This window comes from Candidatus Chloroploca mongolica (genome assembly GCF_004762035.2).
Taxonomy (GTDB): domain Bacteria; phylum Chloroflexota; class Chloroflexia; order Chloroflexales; family Chloroflexaceae; genus Chloroploca; species Chloroploca mongolica.
Genome location: NZ_SIJK02000056.1, coordinates 1 through 18,162, shown reverse-complemented (window position 1 = coordinate 18,162; position 18,162 = coordinate 1). Strand labels below are relative to the sequence as shown.

General features: G+C 63.5%; 14 protein-coding genes and 2 pseudogenes. 12 read left to right on the top strand and 4 right to left on the bottom strand.

All coding sequences use genetic code 11. The annotated features are described in order from the left end of the window. Positions 1 to 3: 3 nt before the first annotated feature. Positions 4 to 156 (bottom strand): annotated as a pseudogene (locus EYB53_RS20560) (tetratricopeptide repeat protein); the annotation flags it as partial. A 35-nt stretch (positions 157 to 191) separates the two neighbouring features. Continuing rightward, positions 192 to 386: pseudogene (locus EYB53_RS26700) on the bottom strand (tetratricopeptide repeat protein); the annotation flags it as partial. Here EYB53_RS26700 and EYB53_RS25705 point away from each other — a divergent pair. The 3 genes from EYB53_RS25705 to EYB53_RS20545 all read left to right on the top strand — a co-directional run bounded on the left by EYB53_RS25705 (position 381) and on the right by EYB53_RS20545 (position 6,790). Beyond that, on the top strand, positions 381 to 1,229 hold the full coding sequence (locus EYB53_RS25705; RefSeq protein ID WP_254151165.1) for a hypothetical protein: 849 nt from the start codon (positions 381 to 383) through the stop codon (positions 1,227 to 1,229). The pseudogene EYB53_RS26700 and the gene EYB53_RS25705 overlap by 6 nt on opposite strands. Before the next feature lie 58 nt (positions 1,230 to 1,287). Next, entirely contained in the window at positions 1,288 to 1,788 is a 501-nt protein-coding gene (locus EYB53_RS20550) for a choice-of-anchor X domain-containing protein (RefSeq protein ID WP_135480541.1), read from the top strand. A gap of 394 nt (positions 1,789 to 2,182) precedes the next feature. Next, the gene (locus EYB53_RS20545) at positions 2,183 to 6,790 is read left to right on the top strand and encodes a choice-of-anchor Z repeating domain-containing protein (protein ID WP_167857516.1); all 4,608 of its coding nucleotides are present in this window, start codon (positions 2,183 to 2,185) and stop codon (positions 6,788 to 6,790) included. A gap of 26 nt (positions 6,791 to 6,816) precedes the next feature. On the opposite strand, the gene EYB53_RS20540 is transcribed toward EYB53_RS20545, so the two are convergent. Beyond that, the gene (locus EYB53_RS20540) at positions 6,817 to 8,478 is read right to left on the bottom strand and encodes a helix-turn-helix domain-containing protein (protein WP_135480537.1); all 1,662 of its coding nucleotides are present in this window, start codon (positions 8,476 to 8,478) and stop codon (positions 6,817 to 6,819) included. A gap of 244 nt (positions 8,479 to 8,722) precedes the next feature. On the opposite strand from EYB53_RS20540, the gene EYB53_RS20535 reads away from it, so the two are divergent. Then, complete coding sequence (locus EYB53_RS20535) at positions 8,723 to 8,962, top strand: alpha/beta hydrolase (RefSeq protein WP_135480535.1); 240 nt, start codon at positions 8,723 to 8,725, stop codon at positions 8,960 to 8,962. A gap of 41 nt (positions 8,963 to 9,003) precedes the next feature. Continuing rightward, positions 9,004 to 9,945 carry a helix-turn-helix domain-containing protein gene (locus EYB53_RS20530; protein ID WP_135480533.1) on the top strand — a complete coding sequence of 314 codons (942 nt, stop codon included), beginning with the start codon at positions 9,004 to 9,006 and terminating at the stop codon, positions 9,943 to 9,945. On the opposite strand, the gene EYB53_RS20525 is transcribed toward EYB53_RS20530, so the two are convergent. Beyond that, on the bottom strand, positions 9,866 to 10,306 hold the full coding sequence (locus tag EYB53_RS20525; RefSeq protein WP_135480531.1) for a hypothetical protein: 441 nt from the start codon (positions 10,304 to 10,306) through the stop codon (positions 9,866 to 9,868). The genes EYB53_RS20530 and EYB53_RS20525 overlap by 80 nt on opposite strands. A gap of 1 nt (position 10,307) precedes the next feature. Here EYB53_RS20525 and EYB53_RS20520 point away from each other — a divergent pair, with 1 nt between their 5' ends. The 7 genes from EYB53_RS20520 to EYB53_RS20490 all read left to right on the top strand — a co-directional run bounded on the left by EYB53_RS20520 (position 10,308) and on the right by EYB53_RS20490 (position 18,150). Continuing rightward, on the top strand, positions 10,308 to 10,751 hold the full coding sequence (locus EYB53_RS20520; RefSeq protein ID WP_205712707.1) for a RidA family protein: 444 nt from the start codon (positions 10,308 to 10,310) through the stop codon (positions 10,749 to 10,751). 139 nt (positions 10,752 to 10,890) lie between these two features. After that, on the top strand, positions 10,891 to 11,847 hold the full coding sequence (locus tag EYB53_RS20515; RefSeq protein ID WP_135480529.1) for a DUF8740 domain-containing protein: 957 nt from the start codon (positions 10,891 to 10,893) through the stop codon (positions 11,845 to 11,847). An 11-nt stretch (positions 11,848 to 11,858) separates the two neighbouring features. Further along, positions 11,859 to 12,170, top strand: coding sequence for a hypothetical protein (locus EYB53_RS20510; RefSeq protein WP_135480527.1), 312 nt, complete (start codon positions 11,859 to 11,861; stop codon positions 12,168 to 12,170). A 99-nt stretch (positions 12,171 to 12,269) separates the two neighbouring features. Further along, the gene (locus EYB53_RS20505; protein WP_135480525.1) at positions 12,270 to 13,196 is read left to right on the top strand and encodes an AraC family transcriptional regulator; all 927 of its coding nucleotides are present in this window, start codon (positions 12,270 to 12,272) and stop codon (positions 13,194 to 13,196) included. A 56-nt stretch (positions 13,197 to 13,252) separates the two neighbouring features. After that, entirely contained in the window at positions 13,253 to 14,632 is a 1,380-nt protein-coding gene (locus EYB53_RS20500; protein WP_135480523.1) for a hypothetical protein, read from the top strand. Positions 14,633 to 14,801: 169 nt separating this feature from the next. Beyond that, positions 14,802 to 15,863, top strand: a complete 1,062-nt coding sequence (locus EYB53_RS20495; RefSeq protein WP_135480521.1) for an N-acetylmuramoyl-L-alanine amidase — start codon at positions 14,802 to 14,804, stop codon at positions 15,861 to 15,863. Positions 15,864 to 16,053: 190 nt separating this feature from the next. After that, positions 16,054 to 18,150: a PLL family lectin gene (locus EYB53_RS20490; protein WP_135480519.1), complete on the top strand. Its 2,097-nt coding sequence runs from the start codon at positions 16,054 to 16,056 to the stop codon at positions 18,148 to 18,150. Positions 18,151 to 18,162 lie beyond the last annotated feature (12 nt).

Genomic DNA, 18,162 nt, shown 5'->3' with positions numbered 1-18,162 from the left:
GGGCTATCCCGCGTAAGCGAGCGTCCGCGCCGCCAGTGTAGAGGGGTGATCGGGGCCAAGCACCGCCGTGTAGACGAGCAGCGCTCGGTTGAGGAACGCACGGGCCTGCGGTTGATCGCCCAGCGCGGCACAGACCTGCCCCATGCGCAGCAGGCTGCGCGCAGTGTAGGGGTGGCGCCGCCCAGGCGGGCCAGGTGACGGCGCAGCGCCTCGGCGAGCAGGGGCCGGGCCTGTTGCGGGCGTCCGGCGGTCAGGTGGAGCATCCCCAGGTGCCCCAGGGTGTTGGCCGTATCGTGGTGTAACTCGCCCAGGATGCGTCGGCGGATCGCCAAGGCCTCGCGCAAAGAGGATCGGGCCGCGTCCGCTTCGCCAAGCGCCTGGTGCATGAGCCCGAGCCGATTCAGACCGCGCGCCACATGGCGGTGCTCAACGCCCAGCAATCGGCGGTGGATCGCCAGGGACTCGCACCACCTGTGCCCAAAACAGTCGAAGTGCGGGTGAATGAACTGCAGCGTGGTTTTTATCGCGGGAGCCTTGTGGCTACGCTAGAGGCGATGCTCGTATGTCCATGGGCGAACCTTCCCTGGATGACCCCAGGGTGTATCTTTGCGCTGGCAACTAGTAAAGCGCTCTATCTTTCGGCTTACGGCGAGGTGAGTCTTACGGCGCTGCCTGCCCAAAGCAACGCCTATCGCGAGTTGGTGACCCCGCAACCGATCACGCTGACAGCGCTGGCTGGCTTGACTGATCCTGATCAGCGCACCTATCTTGAGCAGCAGCTTACGGTTGATGCGCTACGGCGCGCGGCGTTGGAGTCGCTACGGCGGGCGGCGCTGGCCGAGGCTGCTGGCGATGGATCCTGGAACCTGCGGCAGCGTCAACGGGCACGGGCATTCCTCGAAGAAGCGGCCGCGCGCACGGGCGACATACGCCGTCAGGCTGAAGTCCTGACGGCTGATCTAGAACCAATGACCGCAAGCGCGATCGCTGCCTACAAGGCTGATCTCACTGCGAACGGGTTTGATCCAACGACCCAGACCGTCTTTGCCGATGTCGGTGTCGTGAGCGCTGAGCAAGAGGCCTTGAAAGCGTATCTCTTAGCGCTTACGGTTGAGGATTGGCCTGAGCCAGCCCTCATCCCGGTTGTTCACGAGTTGCAACAGCGTGAGCTGCGCCGCCTAGCGGCGACGGCAGCGCCCACCATCTACCTGCCGCTGGTGCGGCGGTAGCCAGCAACACCTCGATTGCTTGCTCACCTGCCACCTGCTGAGGGAAAGGCCAGAGTCTATGCGCACCCAACTCAATGCTCCCCGCCACTGGTGGCGGTTGCTAACCATGATCTTCGTGATCGCATCGGTCGGCTGGAGTGCGGCACCGCCGGTGCCAGCGGCGCAAGCCGAGCCGTGGGCCAACTCTGGTGCCGGGCTGAGCTACAGCGCAAACGGGCAGCGCTACCGCTTCGCGGCGGCTGCGCCGGGCGCAGCAGTGACGCCCCAGAAGCTTGGCCAGGCCGCGCCAGTGGGGAGCATCCTTGCCCGCCTGCTTGATGGCCAGAACGCCTTTAGTTCAGGCGTGATCATGCAGGTGAGCATTGAGCCGGACGGGCCACAGTTCACTATGCGTGATGATGGTCAGGCAGGCGATCTCGTGGCGAACGATGGCCAGTTTGCCGTGAAGCTGCCCGGATTCGCCGAGGCACGTTATCATAGCCTGAGCGTCAGCGCAAGCTGGCCGGAAGGTCAGCGCAAAGAGATTGATGTCGCACCTGCCTCGACTATTATGGCCTGACCAAACAACTGGCCGTTGGGGTCATCGGCGGCATGCCCGATATCATCGCGGCTCAGTGGGGTGCCCAAAAGGTGATCACGCTGTAGGGGTGCGTGCCAAACATTGCGCACGCTGCGTGGTGTGTCCCCTACGTTTTCTGATGCTGTGACGCAAAGGCGCAAAGGGTGTTGGGAGCGTATCTGGACGCCAAGCGAAGGTGCAACCGGTGCTCTCTCGCCGCGCTGGTCGCGATATCGTCACCGCGATCACGGCGCGTGAAATGACAAACGTCGGATGCACTCGCGAACGGTACGTTATAATACCAATGAGCGTTGGTCACCCTGCGTCCACCAAGCCACGTTGAGGCGTTATGATGACCAGCACGGCAATCCAAAATAGTCATAAGGAGCCACCTATGAGCCGTTTGCTTGCCCGGCTGGTGCTGGCGCTGAGCCTCATCCTGGTGGGTCTAGGTTGGCCTGCGCCCAGGGCCAATGCGGCCGTTAGCATCGTGGTTGATCCAAGTGCCGGGGATGCTGACAACAATAGTGATGGCAAGTGTTCGCTCTACGAGGCGTTGCAGGCCATTGCCGACCAGGGCGTCTACCATCAGTGCGACGCCAGCGGTAACGGGCCATATGCGATCAGTTTCAGCACCCCCGGCCCACTTCAATTGAGCGATCCTTTGAAGGATCTGCCCAGCATTAGTGCCGATCTTCTGATGGTTGGCCCGGTCACCATTGTGGGACGACCCGGGGGAAGCAGCCCGATCTTTGTGATCAATGGCGGTGGCAGCCTGAGTCTTACCAACTTGACGCTGACCAAGGGCGCGCCAGCCATCCGGGTCGCCATTGGTGGCACGCTCAATGCAGCCGGGGTCAGTTTTTTTGATAATGTCGCCACCGTTGGCGATGGCGGGGCCATTCGCAGCGAGGGGGCCCTGCAGATTGCCGGGAGCTTGTTTACGGGCAATGGGGCCGACGGCAGTGATGGCGGCGGCGCGATCTGGGCGGCGGGCAGTGATCCGGCCCGGATTGCTGGGTCGATCTTTTCGGGCAATCGGGCCTTGCGCAGTGGTGGCGCAATCTATGCGATCGCGCCGCTCGAACTGACCGATGTGATCCTTGATGGCAACCTGGCTTTCGCCAGCGATCCCAATAACAATGGGGTCGAGGGCGATCCCGGTGATAACTATGATGCCCAGGGCGGCGGCGCACTCTATGTGCGGAACAATGGGGCCAACCCGGATACCGCTCACCTTACCCGCGTGATCATGACCGGTAACCTGAGCCTGCGTGGCAATGGTGGTGGCTTGCACGTGAGCCCCAACAGTGCCGTCACCGTGCGTGATAGTGTGCTGAGTGGCAATATCGCTGGTTCGGCTGGCAATGATCGCCGGGGTGGGGCCGTAGCCAATTTTGGCGGCCTTACGACCATTGTGCGCAGTGTGCTGCTCAACAATCTGGTGACGGGCAGCGGCGGTGCCATTGCAAACAGTGGCGACTTTGGGCTGAGCCTCGCGAATGTGGAATTGACCGCCAATGCAGCGACCGCCAATGGCGGCGGGCTGTTCAATGAAGACCCTGGCGGCGGCGCTGCTATTGTGGATCTGCGCAACGTGACGATCACCGCCAATAGTGCCGGAGGCCAGGGGGCGGCGCTGTTCAACCAGCCTGATGGTACGCTGCGGTTGGTAAATACGGCGCTGGTGGGCGGCTGCGCGGGGGGCAGCCTCACCTCGCTCGGCCATAACCTGGATGATGGCAGCAGTTGTGGGTTGAACCAACCCGGCGACCTGAGTGCGACCAGCGCGAGCTTTGAGGCGCCGAGTTTCAATGGTGGGCCGCTCAGTCCGATGCTGACCAGCCGTCCAACGGGGGCCAGTCCGTTGCGTGATGCGGGCGATCCGGCCACTTGTGCCAATCCACCGGTTGATAACCAGGATGTACGGGGTTTCAGTCGCCCCAAAGGCAATCGCTGCGATATTGGGGCCTTCGAGCTCCCCGCCCCGGCGCCGGTGACCAGCCTGACCCCGCTGCCACCCGGGCCGCTCAATTTTGGCAATGTGACGGTGGGCAATAGCCAGCAACTGAGCATCGAGCTCTCTAATACGGGCGATGCTCCGCTCACGCTGAGCACGGCCCAGCTCAGTGGGCCAGATGCAGTAAGTTTCAGTATTATGTCAAGCATCCCGCTCACGCTTGATCCGGGCACGAGTGGCAGCCTGAATCTGGCTTGTGCGCCAACAGGGACACCGGGGCTGCGTAGCGCGACGCTGAGCTTGAGCAGTGACGACCCGGCTCAGCCGACCCTGAACTATGCCCTGAGTTGCAACGCCGTCGCCGCACCGACGCCTGGTTTTGCGAGCAGCCCGGCAGCTCCTGGCCCGCTTGATGTTGGCCAGGCTCTGGTGGGTGGGAGCCGTGACCGCAGCCTGAGTCTTCGTGAGGTTGGCGGGGCGAGCCTGACGATCAGCGGCCTCAGTCTGGGTGGGCTCAATCCCGGCGATTTTAGCCTGGTGGGCTGGAATGGCAATGATCCGATCACCATCCCTGATGGCGGTGCGCCGATGGATCTTGGCCTGCGCTGCACGCCGAGTGCGCCGGGCCTGCGTGCCGCCACGCTCAGCATGAGCACCAACGACCCGCAACAACCCACGGTCAGTTTCGACGTGAGTTGCCAGGGCGTGCGTCCACTGCAACCACCGCTGGCCCCGTTCGCCCTTGGGCAGGCCGGCACCGGGGCCAGCAGCGGGCCGCACGGGTTGGCGATCAGCCCCGATGGACAGCACCTCTATCTGGCAGCCCAGACCGGCGACCGTTTGATCATGCTGCGGCGTAGCCCCAGTGGGGCGTTGCAAGTTGGGGCCACCTACCAGCACAATGCAACCCTGCCCGAAGGCACGCTGCAACTGGACGGCCCGCGTTATGTGGCGATCAGCCCTGATGGGCGCACTGTGTATGTGACAGCTAGTGCCAGCGACACTGTCACCGCTTTTGCGCGTGAGACAACCACCGGGTTGCTGACCCTGATTGATACGGTGCAGCAGGGTGATAGTTATGGTTGCCGCGTGCGCCCGCCACCCCAGCTTATCGAATGTGCTGGCACGATCAGCAGCCTTGATAATCCCCAGGGCCTTGTGGTCAGTCCCGACGGGCTGCATGTCATCGTGGCGAGTGCCACCGGCCACTTGACTGTGCTGAGCCGGGCAGAGAATGGCGGTCTACGCGGCCTCTTCCCCGCCGGGCCGCGCTTTGTGATGAGCCTGAACCGCAGCGAGTTGGCCGGGGCACGCGGGCTCGCTATAAGCCCAGAGGGCAGCAATCTGTATGTAGCCGGCTATACCAACAATCAGTTGGTTGGCATTACGCGGAACCCAGCCAACGGCCACCTCAGCTTCAACGAGGCCCTGAATGATGGCGGGAGGATCGCAGGGCTGGACGGCATCTTTGGGGTGGCGGTCAGCCCCGATGGCCAGCACGTCTATGCGGCCAGCCAGCGAGCCAATGCGGTGACCGTCTTCCAACGCAATCTGGCCGAGCAGGGCCGCCTGCGTTTTCAGGAAGCCTGGCGCCAGGGTGACACGGTGCTCGATCCCCAAACCGGTGGCCCACGCACGCTTGACGGGCTGGCGGGAGCACTGTTTGTGGCGGCCAGTACCGATGGACGCTACGTCTATGTGAGTGGCGAGAGTGCCAATGGGATCGCGGCGTTTGCCCGCACGCCGGATGGTATGCTCCAGTTTGTGCAAGCCCTGGTACGCATTCCTGCCAGCGGGATCACCACCGGCCCCTTCCTGGGCGGAGCGCGTGGGCTGGCAGTTGATCCGCAGGGCGACCAGGTGTTTGTCGCCAGCTTTAGCGACAATGTGGCCCTGACCCTGGGGCCGGTCAATCCGCTGCCCGCCCTCGATAGCCTGTTGCCCGCATCCGCCCCCGTTGGCAGCACCGCGCTGAGTCTGCGTGTGCTCGGTGAGGGTTTTGCGGCGGGGGCGGTGGTGCGTTGGGCCGGCAGCGATCTGCCCACCGAGCGGCTTGGATCGGGCGAGTTGCGGGCCACCGTGGCGACCAATCTGCTGAGCAGCGCCGGCAATGTGGCCGTGACGGTACGCAATCCTAGCCCGGGCGGCGGCGAAAGTAGCGCACGCAATTTTGTGGTGAGTGACGCCCAGGCCAATCCGCTGCCCGCGCTGGCGAGTCTTACGCCCACGAGCCTGCTCGCGGGCAGCGGGCCAGTGCGGATCAGTCTGCAAGGCAGCGGCTTCATCCCCAGTTCGCACGTCGAGTTGAATGGTCAGCAGCGCCCAACGAGCTACCGCGGGCCAGAACTGCTCGACGTTGACCTGAGTGCCGCCGATCTGACCCAACCGGGGGCGCGGGGCCTGCGGGTCGTCAACCCCGGGCCGGGCGGCGGCACCTCAGAGGTGCTTACCCTGAACGTGGGCAGCCCCAGTGCGCCACCGCCACCAACCCTGATCAGCCTGAGTCCTGCCAGTGTGGTCGCCGGAACGGGCACCGGTCTTGAGCTGAACCTTCGTGGCAGCGGGTTCGTCGAGAGCACCCAAGGTCAGTGGAACGGAGGCACGCGCCCAACCCGGCTGATCAGCGCAGACGAAGTCGTGATCAGCCTCTCGGCGGCCGATCTGCTGACGCCGGGGGCCGGTGAACTACGGGTACGCAACCCCGACGGCCAACTCTCCAACGGACTAAGTTTTAGCATCGTAGCCCCGGGCAGCAACCCACGTCCGAGTGTGCAGGGCCTGCTTGGTCTGGGGCGCAATGGTGAGCTACTCATCGTGACCTTGGCGGGCAGCGACTTTGTACCGGGTGCGATCGTAAGCTGGAACGGGGTCAGCCGCGCTGCCACCAACGTCACCCCAACCACGCTCCAGGTAGCCTTGCAACCCGAAGACGCGCGGAGCTTCGCCCTCGTTCGAGTGATCAATCCGGAGCCGGGCGGCGGCGAGTCGGCGGCGATCGTGGTGCATATCCCGACCGTGTATGTGCCGCTCGTGCGGCGGTGAGCAAGTGATGCCGCTGGCAACAAGCGCTAGCGCTTGTTACCAGCGGCACAGACTCTGGGAGCACCAGCCTCACGCAGGGGTTGGAAGCCCTCCAGGATATGCGAGCGCATTAGCCAGAAGAGTCCGCAGGCCCCCGCGAGCTGGAGCCCAACGGCGGCCTGGCCGCTCTCTGTCGCCCAGTCTAGCGCTGCGCGCAGGTTATCCTCCTCGGCAGCGAGCCGTTGGTACCAGGCAAACTGCTCGTGCCCGCGCAGCCCCCGGTCACCCGCCTCGGCAAGCGCGATCATCATCGCCAGGTGTCGGTCACGCGTTGCTGCCAGTTCCTTGCGCCGCGCCAGTTGCTCCTCGGCGTACTGGCGCGCCAACTCGTGGAGTTCATAACGGCCCGCCGATCCGCGCCGTAGCAAGGTCTTGTCGATCAAGGTGGCGAGCATCGGAAGCGGTGCGTCGGCAACCGCAACTGCTTGCTCGGCAGTGAAACCACCCCGAAAGACGGCGCAGCGCTCGAGGGCTACCCGTTCGTGTTCGGTAAGCAGCTGCCACGAGTGGGCAAAGACGACGCGCATGCTGGCGTGACGCCCGGTGACCGTTGGCGCTGCCGCCGCGAGCAGGTCGATACCCCTGGCAAGTTCGCGGGCAATCTCGGCCGGGCTCAAGGTTCGCACCCAGCTCGCGGCCAGTTCGATCGCCAGGGGCAAGCCCTCAACCAGTCGGCAGATCGCGGCGATCGCTGGCAGTTCCTCCGGGCTGATCGGCGCACCGGCTCGAGTGCGGCGCGCCCAGTGCGTGAAGAGCGCCACCGCCGGCCAGTCCTCGAGCGAAGGAAGCGGGAGGCGGGAGGTGAGGTCAGGGCGATCAACCGCGTCCCTGTACCGATGATCCAGCGTGGCGGCCTGATCTTGCACGAACGTCGTGCCGCCAGGCGGGGGAACGGCCAGGCCGTGCAGATCGAAGACCCACTCGGCCGGGAGGTGAAGCCGTTCACGCGAGGTGACGAGCAATTGAACGCCGGGGGCAGTGACAAGCAACTCCTGCAGCCAGGGAGTCGCCGCACGCAACTGCTCGATATTATCCAGCACGAGCAGCAACTGCCGGTGGTGGAGCCAGGCCAGCACCTGGGTACCCGGGTCCGGCTCGGGTGCGAGGCCAACACCGAGGGCGACGGCAATTGCCTGGGGCAGCAGGGCCGCGTCGGTGACCGGAGCCAGGGGAACGAGGCTGATGCCGTCGGCGTAATGGCCAATCACCTCTTTGGCGAGGGCCAGGGCCAGGCGCGACTTGCCACTGCCGCCGGGGCCAAGAATGGTAAGCAGGCGAACCTGGGGGTCGGCGAGCAGATCCTGCAGCGCGGCGAGCTCAGCCTTGCGCCCAAGCAGAGGGATGTTCGAGAAGGGGCCGATCGGTGAAGGCTGAGGCGCTGGCGTGATCAGCGGCGTAGAGGACGCTTCATTGGAAAGGGGGGAACGTGTCCCGACGAGGGCAAGAAAAGCGTCGCGTTCATCGCCGACGAGGGCAAGCACCGTAGCGATCTGCTCGGCAAGGTGACGCGAAGGTTGGCGCGCACCGGTCTCCAACTTCTTGACCGTATCAAGCGAGCAGAAAGCACGCTGGCTTAGCTCACGCTGGGTCACCCCACGGCTGCGGCGCAGTCGCCGCATCGCCTGGTTGAAGCGCTCCGGGGGACTCATAGGCGTAGTTCCTCGGTGTTTCAACGGGTAAAAAAATAGTTATAGAAGCGAATTATTTACAGGATAGTTCCAGTATAGCATAACCAGGGAACATGTACCGTGCGGAAGAGGACACCTTTTGTCCACCCGTTTGTGCACCTTCTTCTCTTGCGGCAGCGGGTGTGATCTGATTTACTGCACATGCTCTACCTGGGTGCCGGAATAGTCTGGGAAATGGCGAAAAACTGGTATTCAAGAGGAGATCATGCGAACTGAGATCACAACAGCGCACCGCATCCGCTGCCCGATCCTCTACATCGCTGCCGAGCAAGATCGGATTGCCCCCGCCCGGTTTGTCTATGACACCGCGAGGCACGCCCCACACGCTGAGCTCAAGCGCTATCCCGGCGGACACTTCGACGTCTTCGTGCCCCCGCTGTGGGACGAGGTCGTGGCGGTGCAGGTGGAGTTTCTGGAGCGCCATCTGGTTCGGCGCAGTGCGTAGCAAGTACCGTCTTCGACGGTAGTCACCAGAAGGAGCACACAATGAGTAACGCGGTGCAGGCCCCCCTGGTCTCCAGCACCGACTTCGACCTGGCCAGCGTCGCACCCTTTCAGCTGCTGCACGCCGAGCACGCTGATATGCCCGACGGCATCCAGGTGATGGGCGCTGAGTTTGTACACCGCGCCCACGGCTTTGAGCTACCGATGTACGAGGAATACACCATCACCTGTCCATTGCGGTCAGTTGTGGAGCTGCGCGGCACCCTGGGGCGCCCGTTCCACACGACCTTGCAGCCCGGCATGGTGCACATCGTTCCACGCGGTGAGGCGGGCAGTTATCACTACCGCTGCCAGGAACCACCGGCTATGGGCGTCTTCTTCCTTGCGCCGCGCGTGTTGGCGCGGGTCGCTGAGGAGACAATCGAGTGTGACTCGGCCCACCTCAACCTGCTGCCGCGCACGGCCGAGCCCGACGCACTGCTCTACGAGCTCTGCCAGGCCTTTCTGGGCGAATTGCTGAACGGAGGCATCGCCGGCAAACTGTACCTGGAATCGCTGACCCAGACCATGGCGGTGCATCTGCTGCGCCGGCATAGCACCATGGCTTGCCACACCCTGGCGAGGGCCGAGGCGCAGCCGGAACTGCGACTGCGGCGGGTGCAGGAGTTCATCGAGGCCAATCTGCACCGGCAGATCAGCCTGGCCGACATTGCAGCGGAAGTACACCTCAGCCCGTACCATCTCGGCCGGGTCTTCAAACGGGCCACCGGAGTATCATTGCACCAGTACCTGATCGGGCAGCGCCTGGAGCGCGGGCGAGCGCTGCTGGAAAGCGGCGACTACACCATCAACGAGGTCGCCACCCTGGTCGGCTTTGCCGCTCACAGCCACTTCAACCTGCACTTCAAGCGCCGCTATGGCGTGCCGCCCTCGGCAGTGGGGCAAAAGCGCAGGGTTGGGTTGGCACCTCACTGGCCTGGGTAATCAGCCGCTGCGCCAGCGCGACTGCATCTGCAAGCGGTAAGACCTGTGCCGCCATACCGGCTGCCGTAAAGCCCTCCTGGCCAGGCACACTGAGCAGCCGCGCCGGGAGATCGGTGATCTCGGGGAGCTGCAGGAGCCAGTTCCCGTTCGCCGGGCCGAGGTGCGCGCTCACTGCGAGCAGTTGCGCCGCTGCCTGTGCGTTGCCCAGATGCACCAGCAGGAAGTTCGCGACCAGCGGCAAGAGTACCTGCTGCTCTTCCGGCGTGGCTGCGATTGCCAGGCTCTGCGCGAGCTGGTCGCGCTGTTTCGCGCCGTAGAGCACGAAGAAAAGCTGAGCAGTGGTATTGAGAAAGGAATGCACAATGCGTGAGACGCTCAGTCCGCAGCCGCGGATGTTGATCAATCCCGCAGGCACAGAGGGATTGTACACGACGTGGCAGTTTTCGCAAGGCGTGCGAGTTGGCGAAATGATCTGGACCGCGGGCCAACTCGGGGTTGACGGTGAGGGTCGCTTCGGCACCACACTTGAAGAGCAGGCGCGGCTGGCCTTTATTAATCTGCGCAGCGTGTTGGAAGCCGGCGGCAGCTCGCTCGCCGACGTCGTCGAACTGGTGACCTATCACCTGGCGATGGATGAACTGCCACACTTTGCCGCAGTGAAAGCCGAGTTCTTCCCCCAGAACTACCCCACCTGGACAGTCGTCGGCGTAACGGCGCTGGCCTTGCCCGAGCTGCTGGTAGAGGTGAAGGCGGTGGCGGTGGTTGGGAGCGGGCTACCGCAAAACGCGGAGCCCGCCGACGCATAACGCCCGAGCAGGGCAGCACGTTCCATCGACGGGACAAAAGCGCACGATTCCGCAAGGATAGCGCACGATTATTGAAGGCGCACTGGCACGGGGGGTGGTATAAGTTTGGTACCGATTCTATCAGAATGGAGCACGAGATATGGTTTGGCTCAGACGGAGTTTGTCCTCCTCGCTTATCTTGACAGTGGTTGTCGTCGCAATCTTCGCAATCTTCTTCTCTGGGTTCGGCATCGCAGCGAGCCGGGTTCAAGGCACAGTGTCTACAGCTGATGCTATCGGGTCAAGCTTCACGTATCGTGGCCAACTCCAAAGCGCCGACGGCCCGGTGTCTACAACCTGCGACTTCCAGTTTGAGCTATGGGATGCAGAGTCGGATGGTGCGCAAATTGGTGCGACGCAAAGCATCAACAGTGTCGCCGTCCAGGAGGGCTTGTTTGCGGTCACGCTCAATGGTGGCGGTGAGTTTGGCCCCGACGCCTTTTCAGGTGCAGCACGCTGGCTTGAGATAAGTGTTCGCTGCCCTCAGGACGCCCTCTTCACGATACTCGCTCCGCGGCAAGCTCTGACGGCCTCGCCCTACGCCATCACCAGCGCCTCGGCCAACGGGTTACGGGGGCACCCGGTGGGCGACGCTCAGCCTGCGGAAGGCCAGGTGCTTGGTTGGGATGGCACCCAGTGGCTACCACAGACTTTGCCGACTGATATCGCGACAACTGCGCTTCTCGAAGGCTCGATCACCACAGCTAGCCCCGGTGAGTTGTGGGTAGGACCACTCGTGACCGTTACGACGACCGTTAGTCAGCGCATTACGATGAGCGCATCGGTATCTGTAGCCACATTAAGCGACACAGCGACCCTGCTGCTTCTGCTCTGTTATCTTCCAGAAGGGTCATCACAAGGTGCTTCAGCTCAATTCATTCAGGAGGTCGAAGTCAACCCCTCACAGTCACTTCTCCCGGCCGCCACGACCATTACGCCTGGCCCTGGTACGTGGCTGGTAGGTATTTGTTTGCAAAACACCGACAACACAGGAGCGCAGCAGTTGGAATTACGCAACAACGGCTTTGTGCATGGGTGGGTAATGGTGACGAACTAAAGGGGGCTTTGGTGAACAAGGCTATTATGTGGCAGACCGTTCTGCTCTCGATGGTTCTGGCAGGGCTCGTGATCTTCGGTGCGCTGTCAGCCGAGGCCCAGGGCAACAATTTCAGGATCGTCTGGTGGAGCACTGCCGCCGGCGGGGCTAGCGTGAGCGCATCGGAGAAGTATCGCCTGGATGGTGCTGTGGGCAATGTGAGCAATGAGCAGGCCGCTGGCGGAATCTACCAACTCAGTGAGGATGCCCTGCCACCGCCCCAGGCCAGCAGTGAGAAACATCGTCTGTATCTGCCCTTGCTAACGACATCCGCCCCTCAGTGACGGCTCCCAAGCCCGAGGGCCGGGGCTTCAGAGGACGAGTCAACCAGGTTGGCAGGCACCGCCACCAACTTCGACGGTAGTCACCAGAAGGAGCAAACAATGAGTAACGCGGTGCAGGCCCCCCTGGTCTCCAGCACCGACTTCGACCTGGACAGCATCGCCCCTCACCAGCGTCTGACCGAAGATTCCGAGCATATGCCCGACGGCATCCATGTGTTCGGAGCAACGTTCGTGCATCGTGACCTGACATTGCAACTGCCGATGCACGAGCAGTACATCATCACCGGCCCGCTGCAGGCAGTGGTCGATCTGCGCGGCACCTTGGGCCGCCCGTTCCACACGACGCTGCGGCCCGGCACGATCCACATTGTTCCCCGCGGCGAGCCAGCGGCATACCACTACCGGTGCCAGGAGACGCCGACCATGGGCATCATCTATCTGGCACCGCGGGTGCTGGCGCAGGTCGCACACGAAACGCTCGACGGCGACCCCAACCAGGTCAATCTGCTGCCGCGCACGGCCGAGCCTGATGCCTTCCTGTATGAGCTTTGCCGAGCGTTTCTGGACGAGCTCATGAGCGGCAGTGTTGTTGGGAAGCTGTACCTGGAAGCGCTGACCCAGACCCTGGCGATACACCTGTTGCGGCAGCACAGCACCATGGCGTGCCACACCCTGGCGAGGGCCGAGGCGCAGCCAGATCTCCGACTGCGGCGGGTGCTGGAGTTCATCGACACCCACCTGCACCAGACTCTCACCCTGGGCGAGATCGCGGCTGCGGCACACCTCAGCCAGTACCACCTTGGACGGGTCTTCAAACGGGCGATGGGGATGTCGCTGCACCAGTACCTGATCGCGCAGCGAGTAGAGCGTGGGCGGGCGCTGCTCGAGCGCGGCGAGCACACGGTTCGCGAGGTAGCGGCACGGGTTGGTTTTGCCGACCACAGCCACTTCAACCTGCACTTCAAGCGCCGCTACGGTATCTCGCCCTCCGCCGTGACCCAAAAGCGCACGATCTTCCACAGGTAGCGCACGAATCTTCAAGGCATTATGGCAGATAGATGTGGTATTACTGTTATATCAATATGTATTCCATCAATCACGAAAATCAACCAGGTAAAAACTATTACACAAGGGAGGTGATACGCATGCCGATACTGGCTGCTGAAGATTACTGGCGCACTGAGGACGGCGACGATTGGGCGCCGGCACTGCTCCGCGCGCAACGCGCTATTGAGAAGGGCGGTGAGATTACGCTTTTGCAGCAAGAGGAATACACGTTCCGCAGCGAACTCCCGATTATTCGTCGGGTCGCAATCCGCGGCGCCGATGTCGGTTTGAGTGCCGAGGCGGGAACGCGGCTGAGATTCATCGGATGTCCGGGGGTGCGCGTGGTCTTTCCCGATGATGAGGCCTATCCAGATGCGCACGGCGGCTTCTGTACCCTGGAGCGCCTGGTGCTGATCTATGGGGGCAAGCCGACTGATGAAGTTGACCATCACGGCATTCTCGTGCAACGCACTTGCTCACTCTCGCACGTATTCGTGACCGGATTCCCGGGCGATGGTGTGCGGGTGCAGGGTGACGTAAGGAGGACGCCGAGGACAGGCGCAAACATCTGCGCGTTCTACCGCGTCCGCAGCTATGGCAATGGGCGCTGCGGCTTCTACTTCCAGGGCGGCGACGCAAACGCCTCTACGATTATTGCCTGCGATGCGACGCTTAACGGGGCGCGCGATCTGCCTGATGCCAACCACGGGTTTCACGACGACAGCTTTATCGGCAACTACTTTTTTGGCTGCCATGCAGCGAGCAACAGTGGCCGCGGCTATAAATGCACCAAGGTGTCGGCCGGCAGTGTCGTCGTCGCCTGCTACTCGGAGCAGCGACCAGGCGGAATCGGCTGCGATGAGATCACGTATCCCAACTTCAATGTTTTCGGCACCCTTACACCGGCGCCGGACGCCCGGGTGGATGGCCTACGCCGCCATAATCCGATGCGCCTCACCGACTTCCACGCCGGCGGTATTGAAGTCGACGGCGTTGAAACAGTCGAAGCACGCTTTGCCCGCCACGGCACAACCGAGCTCATGCACTTCTGGAGTAAGGGTGACCCGCAGGGCTATAAGTTTCAGCTATCGCCAGCCGGGCCCCAGGCTGAGACCTGGGCCTGGATGCACCAGGGATCGGCGACGTACTCCCCCCTCGCGTTCACAAAGCCGGGCCATGCTCGCAACCGTGGCCATGCCATTGCGCGACGAGGAATAATCACGGGAAAAGCGCAGGTACGGCTTGGCAGCGGCGAGGCGCCCCCTGCTGCCTCCGACGCCGAGGATGTCTGGCAGCGGGGCGACCGCTGGTTCGTATCGCCGCCACCCGCCAGTGGCGAGCCGCTCGAATATATCTGCACTGAGCGCGCCGCAGACGAGACACTAACCTGGGTCGCGACTGTCTGGATGCCGTGAGTTCCGTGCGAGACTGCAAGATCCGCAAGTGAGGTAACGTACTGGACATGCAGCCGCATTCAACTGGCTGCCTTGCCTGTTGCAGCAAGCCCAGTCGCCTGCCTTGTCTGTAGCGTCAAGCCGATAACCTGCTTGAAAGCAGCACGCGTAGCAAGAAATGAGGTAACGAGTGACCACTCAAGAGTCACCCACCGGCACAGGTAAGAACACGGCGTCGCCCCAGATCAGCGTCGCCGGGATCGTAATGCGCGATTTGCGCAAGAGCCTGCCGCGCCGGAACCGGCCGATCGACACCCGTAGTCAGCCACCCACCAGCATCACCCTCCATTATAATGGAACGGTGGTACGTAACCGCTCCCTGGAGGGTGAGCTAGCACAAACTGTCAGCAACGCACATTGGCATATGAAGCCCTATATTCTTTCACCTGACGGAGGTGATGGGTTACAGTACCACTTGGTCGTCTTCAGCGACGGTAGCATTGCCCAGACCCGCGACCTGGAGGATACGCTATGGCACTGCCGTCACGAAGAGGGCAACAACATGAGCATCGCTGTCCAGCTGCCCCTCGGCGGTAACCAGGACGCCACGCCTGCCCAGTGGGAGGCGACGACCCGCCTGTTCGATGAACTCATCGCACGTTTCGGCATGGCAGGGCGCCGTAGGGTTCTCGGCCACGAGGAGTGGTCTGACTCCCACTGCCCGGGACCCAGGTTGATGTTTCGCCTGATGCAATGGCGGGACAGTGAGCAGTTTCCAGCGCCCCGCCTCTATCGCGTGCTCTACGAGAATGCGAATGTACGCCAGGGACCCGGGCGGATCTACCCGGCCGCCCTCCAGATGCAGCCTGGCGAGATTTTTGCCGCCGGCCATGAAGTGCGGGGCGAGAACATTGGGGGCAACGACCGCTGGCTGCATCGTACCGACGAGCTCGGCTTTGTTCACACCAGCATTGTCGAGCTGGTCGACGCGGATAAGTCCTGGCAGCCTCCTCCGTCAGCGGACGGGCCGGAACAATCTTTGCGCTACCTTGTTCTCTTCGACGAGCTGCACGTCCGCGCCGAACCCAGCGTCGATGCGGTGGTTGTCACGACCTTGCGCCAGGGCGAAACCCTGGTGGCAAACGGGCTCGTGAGCGGCGAAACCCTTGGCGACAGCGCTAACTGGGTGGCTCTGGCCGACCCGCAGGGCTTCGTCCACGAGCATCTCCTGCGCCCTCTTGAGCAGGGCTAGCTTCGATCACGCTGCAATCGTAGGCTCTACCACGGCTGGTCAGGGGTGGGGGATGCCTCCACATTGGGCATCCCCACCCCTATGCGAGAGCGTACTCGACTGGTGCAGCCCGCTGTCCAGGGCTGGTTTTGGAACCCTTAAATATGCTACAGCGCCGTATCAACATTCAGACTGGATTACAGGGGAAATAATGGCACGTCTCACACTGATCATCCTGCTCGCCGTCACCCTCGCTCTGTCCACCCTCCCCCCCGCTGCCGCCTCGCCGCAGCCCAATGCGCTCGCGGTGCTGGCATTGCAAACCCTTCCAGCGTCGTCCGGCGCACAGCTTGGCGGCATTGCTGTCGGTGGGCGCACGGTTTCGGTCGCCGCTGACAACGGTACCCTCTGGCGCAAGGCTGATGCTGCGCTGAGCTTTGGGCCGCCGACCCTGGAGCCGCCTCCGTCGCTGCCGACCGCGACCAGGGTTGCCCTCAGCGCCCTTCCCGACGGCGGCGCTTACCTGGTATGGGCCGACCTCGCCACTAGCACGATCACGGGCCGCTCGATCGACCCGAGTGGCAGCCTCGGGCCGCCCGAGCCGATCCACAACGGCGACACCCTCCCGGTGGCCCTCGCCGTCGCCGCAACCGCCGACGGCACCGTGGTCGTCGTCTGGCGCGACCCCGAGCGCCTCTGGTATCGCTCCCGCTCCCCCGCGACCGGCGGGGCCTGGGGTGCGCCGGTCGAGATTCCCACCCCGGGGGTGATCGGCCAGCCTCTGCTCGCGACTGGCCCCAGCGGACGGATCGGACTTGTCTTCGGAACGACTAGCGGCGCAATCCAGTATGGCGAGTGGGACGGGCAGAGCCTTGGCTTATCGTCCGTAACCACGAACAGCGGCGGCGAGCCCTTCGACGCCAACCCGTCGCTCACATACCTGCCCGATGGCACACCCCTGGTAGCATGGCATCGCATTGGGCAGGGTCTTTTTGCCGCCCAACGCCAGGCTGACGGCACCTGGACAGCGACCCGGTTAACGGACTCCGCGATCGCCGACGCCCCCTCCGTGGCCGCCGACGAGCTCGGCAATGTCGTCTACACCTGGATCGACGAGAGGGGCAGCCTGTTCGTGGCCTACCAGTCGGCGAACGGTGGAAACCCGTGGACACCGCTGGTTCTCTCTGGTCGGGATGGCGTCTATTTCAAGGTTCAGGCCGTCGCCAACGTCGGCGAACGTAGCTTCGTCCACGTGGCCGCCGAGCGCTTCAATGGCAGCGGTCTGGTGATCGACTATCTCCTCCTGAGCCCCCACAGCACCGACCCGGGCACCCTCGCGCCAATCATCGAGAATGGCGCCACGATCGTCGGCCCCAGGCCCACCCTGACCGTCAGCTTCAACGTGACCGGCGATCCCCCGACGGAACTTCGTTGGCGCTGGGGCGTCCCACCGACCGACACTGCGAGCGATTCCGACGGCTGGGTGCCGTTCAGCAACCCGATCGCGATTCCGGCACCCTCACCCGCTGGGAGCCGTGAGTGTTCGCTCGAAACCCTTTACACCCAGGTGCGGAACGGCGATACGGTACAGGCTGAGATCCTGCCCGCCAGCATCACCATCGATCAGCGCGCCACAGGCACGGCGCGGCTGTCCAACCCCTTCCTGCCCGGCCGCGTACCGAACGACCCTGCTGGTGCTGGCGGTGCTCCCGCTGGCGACCCGGGCTACACCCGCGCACCACTCGCTTTCGTCGAGGTGGACGGCACGGACGACTGTAGCGGCCTGCGCGAGTTGCAGATCGGCACCAGCCCCGAGGCACTTGGCGACCCGATCCCGCTGGTCGGCAATACCCTCGCCGAGGCCATCGCCCTACCCGACCCGTCTGACCTAAGCCAGGGGACGCGCACAATCATCGCCAGGCTCACAGACCAGGTTGGCAACCAGATCGACGCCACCAGCGTGATCACCTTCGACTCGATCCGGCCCGTGGTTGCCGCCGGCGCTGAACTCACACTCACACCGGATCCTCAGGCGACGATCCTGGCCGACCTGCGCATCGAGAACCTTGAGGTCACAGACGCATACCCCGGCGGCTACTGGGGGGCCTGGATCGCCAGCAGCCTGACCCCCGTGGCCGATCCTGCCACCAGTCCGGCGCTCACCTGGACGGCCATGCCGATCCCTACGGCTGATCGCAGCGCAGACGGCGCGCTGGTGCGGCGCTGGAGCCTGGCGACCGGGCTGGCTACCCCAGCCAGGGAGTTGCCTGTTAAATGTCAACTAGATTTGCCGCCTGGTGTCAACTAGATTTGCCGGTTC

What these genes read in the sequence shown, in the direction of transcription:
- EYB53_RS20545 (WP_167857516.1), top strand. Translation starts at nt 2,183, where the DNA reads ATGAGCCGTTTGCTTGCCCGGCTGGTGCTGGCGCTGAGCCTCATCCTG.
- EYB53_RS20515 (WP_135480529.1), top strand. Translation starts at nt 10,891, where the DNA reads ATGGTTTGGCTCAGACGGAGTTTGTCCTCCTCGCTTATCTTGACAGTG.
- EYB53_RS20540 (WP_135480537.1), bottom strand. Translation starts at nt 8,478, where the DNA reads ATGAGTCCCCCGGAGCGCTTCAACCAGGCGATGCGGCGACTGCGCCGC.
- EYB53_RS20550 (WP_135480541.1), top strand. Translation starts at nt 1,288, where the DNA reads ATGCGCACCCAACTCAATGCTCCCCGCCACTGGTGGCGGTTGCTAACC.
- EYB53_RS20490 (WP_135480519.1), top strand. Translation starts at nt 16,054, where the DNA reads ATGGCACGTCTCACACTGATCATCCTGCTCGCCGTCACCCTCGCTCTG.
- EYB53_RS20530 (WP_135480533.1), top strand. Translation starts at nt 9,004, where the DNA reads ATGAGTAACGCGGTGCAGGCCCCCCTGGTCTCCAGCACCGACTTCGAC.
- EYB53_RS20505 (WP_135480525.1), top strand. Translation starts at nt 12,270, where the DNA reads ATGAGTAACGCGGTGCAGGCCCCCCTGGTCTCCAGCACCGACTTCGAC.
- EYB53_RS20535 (WP_135480535.1), top strand. Translation starts at nt 8,723, where the DNA reads ATGCGAACTGAGATCACAACAGCGCACCGCATCCGCTGCCCGATCCTC.
- EYB53_RS20500 (WP_135480523.1), top strand. Translation starts at nt 13,253, where the DNA reads ATGTATTCCATCAATCACGAAAATCAACCAGGTAAAAACTATTACACA.
- EYB53_RS20520 (WP_205712707.1), top strand. Translation starts at nt 10,308, where the DNA reads ATGCGTGAGACGCTCAGTCCGCAGCCGCGGATGTTGATCAATCCCGCA.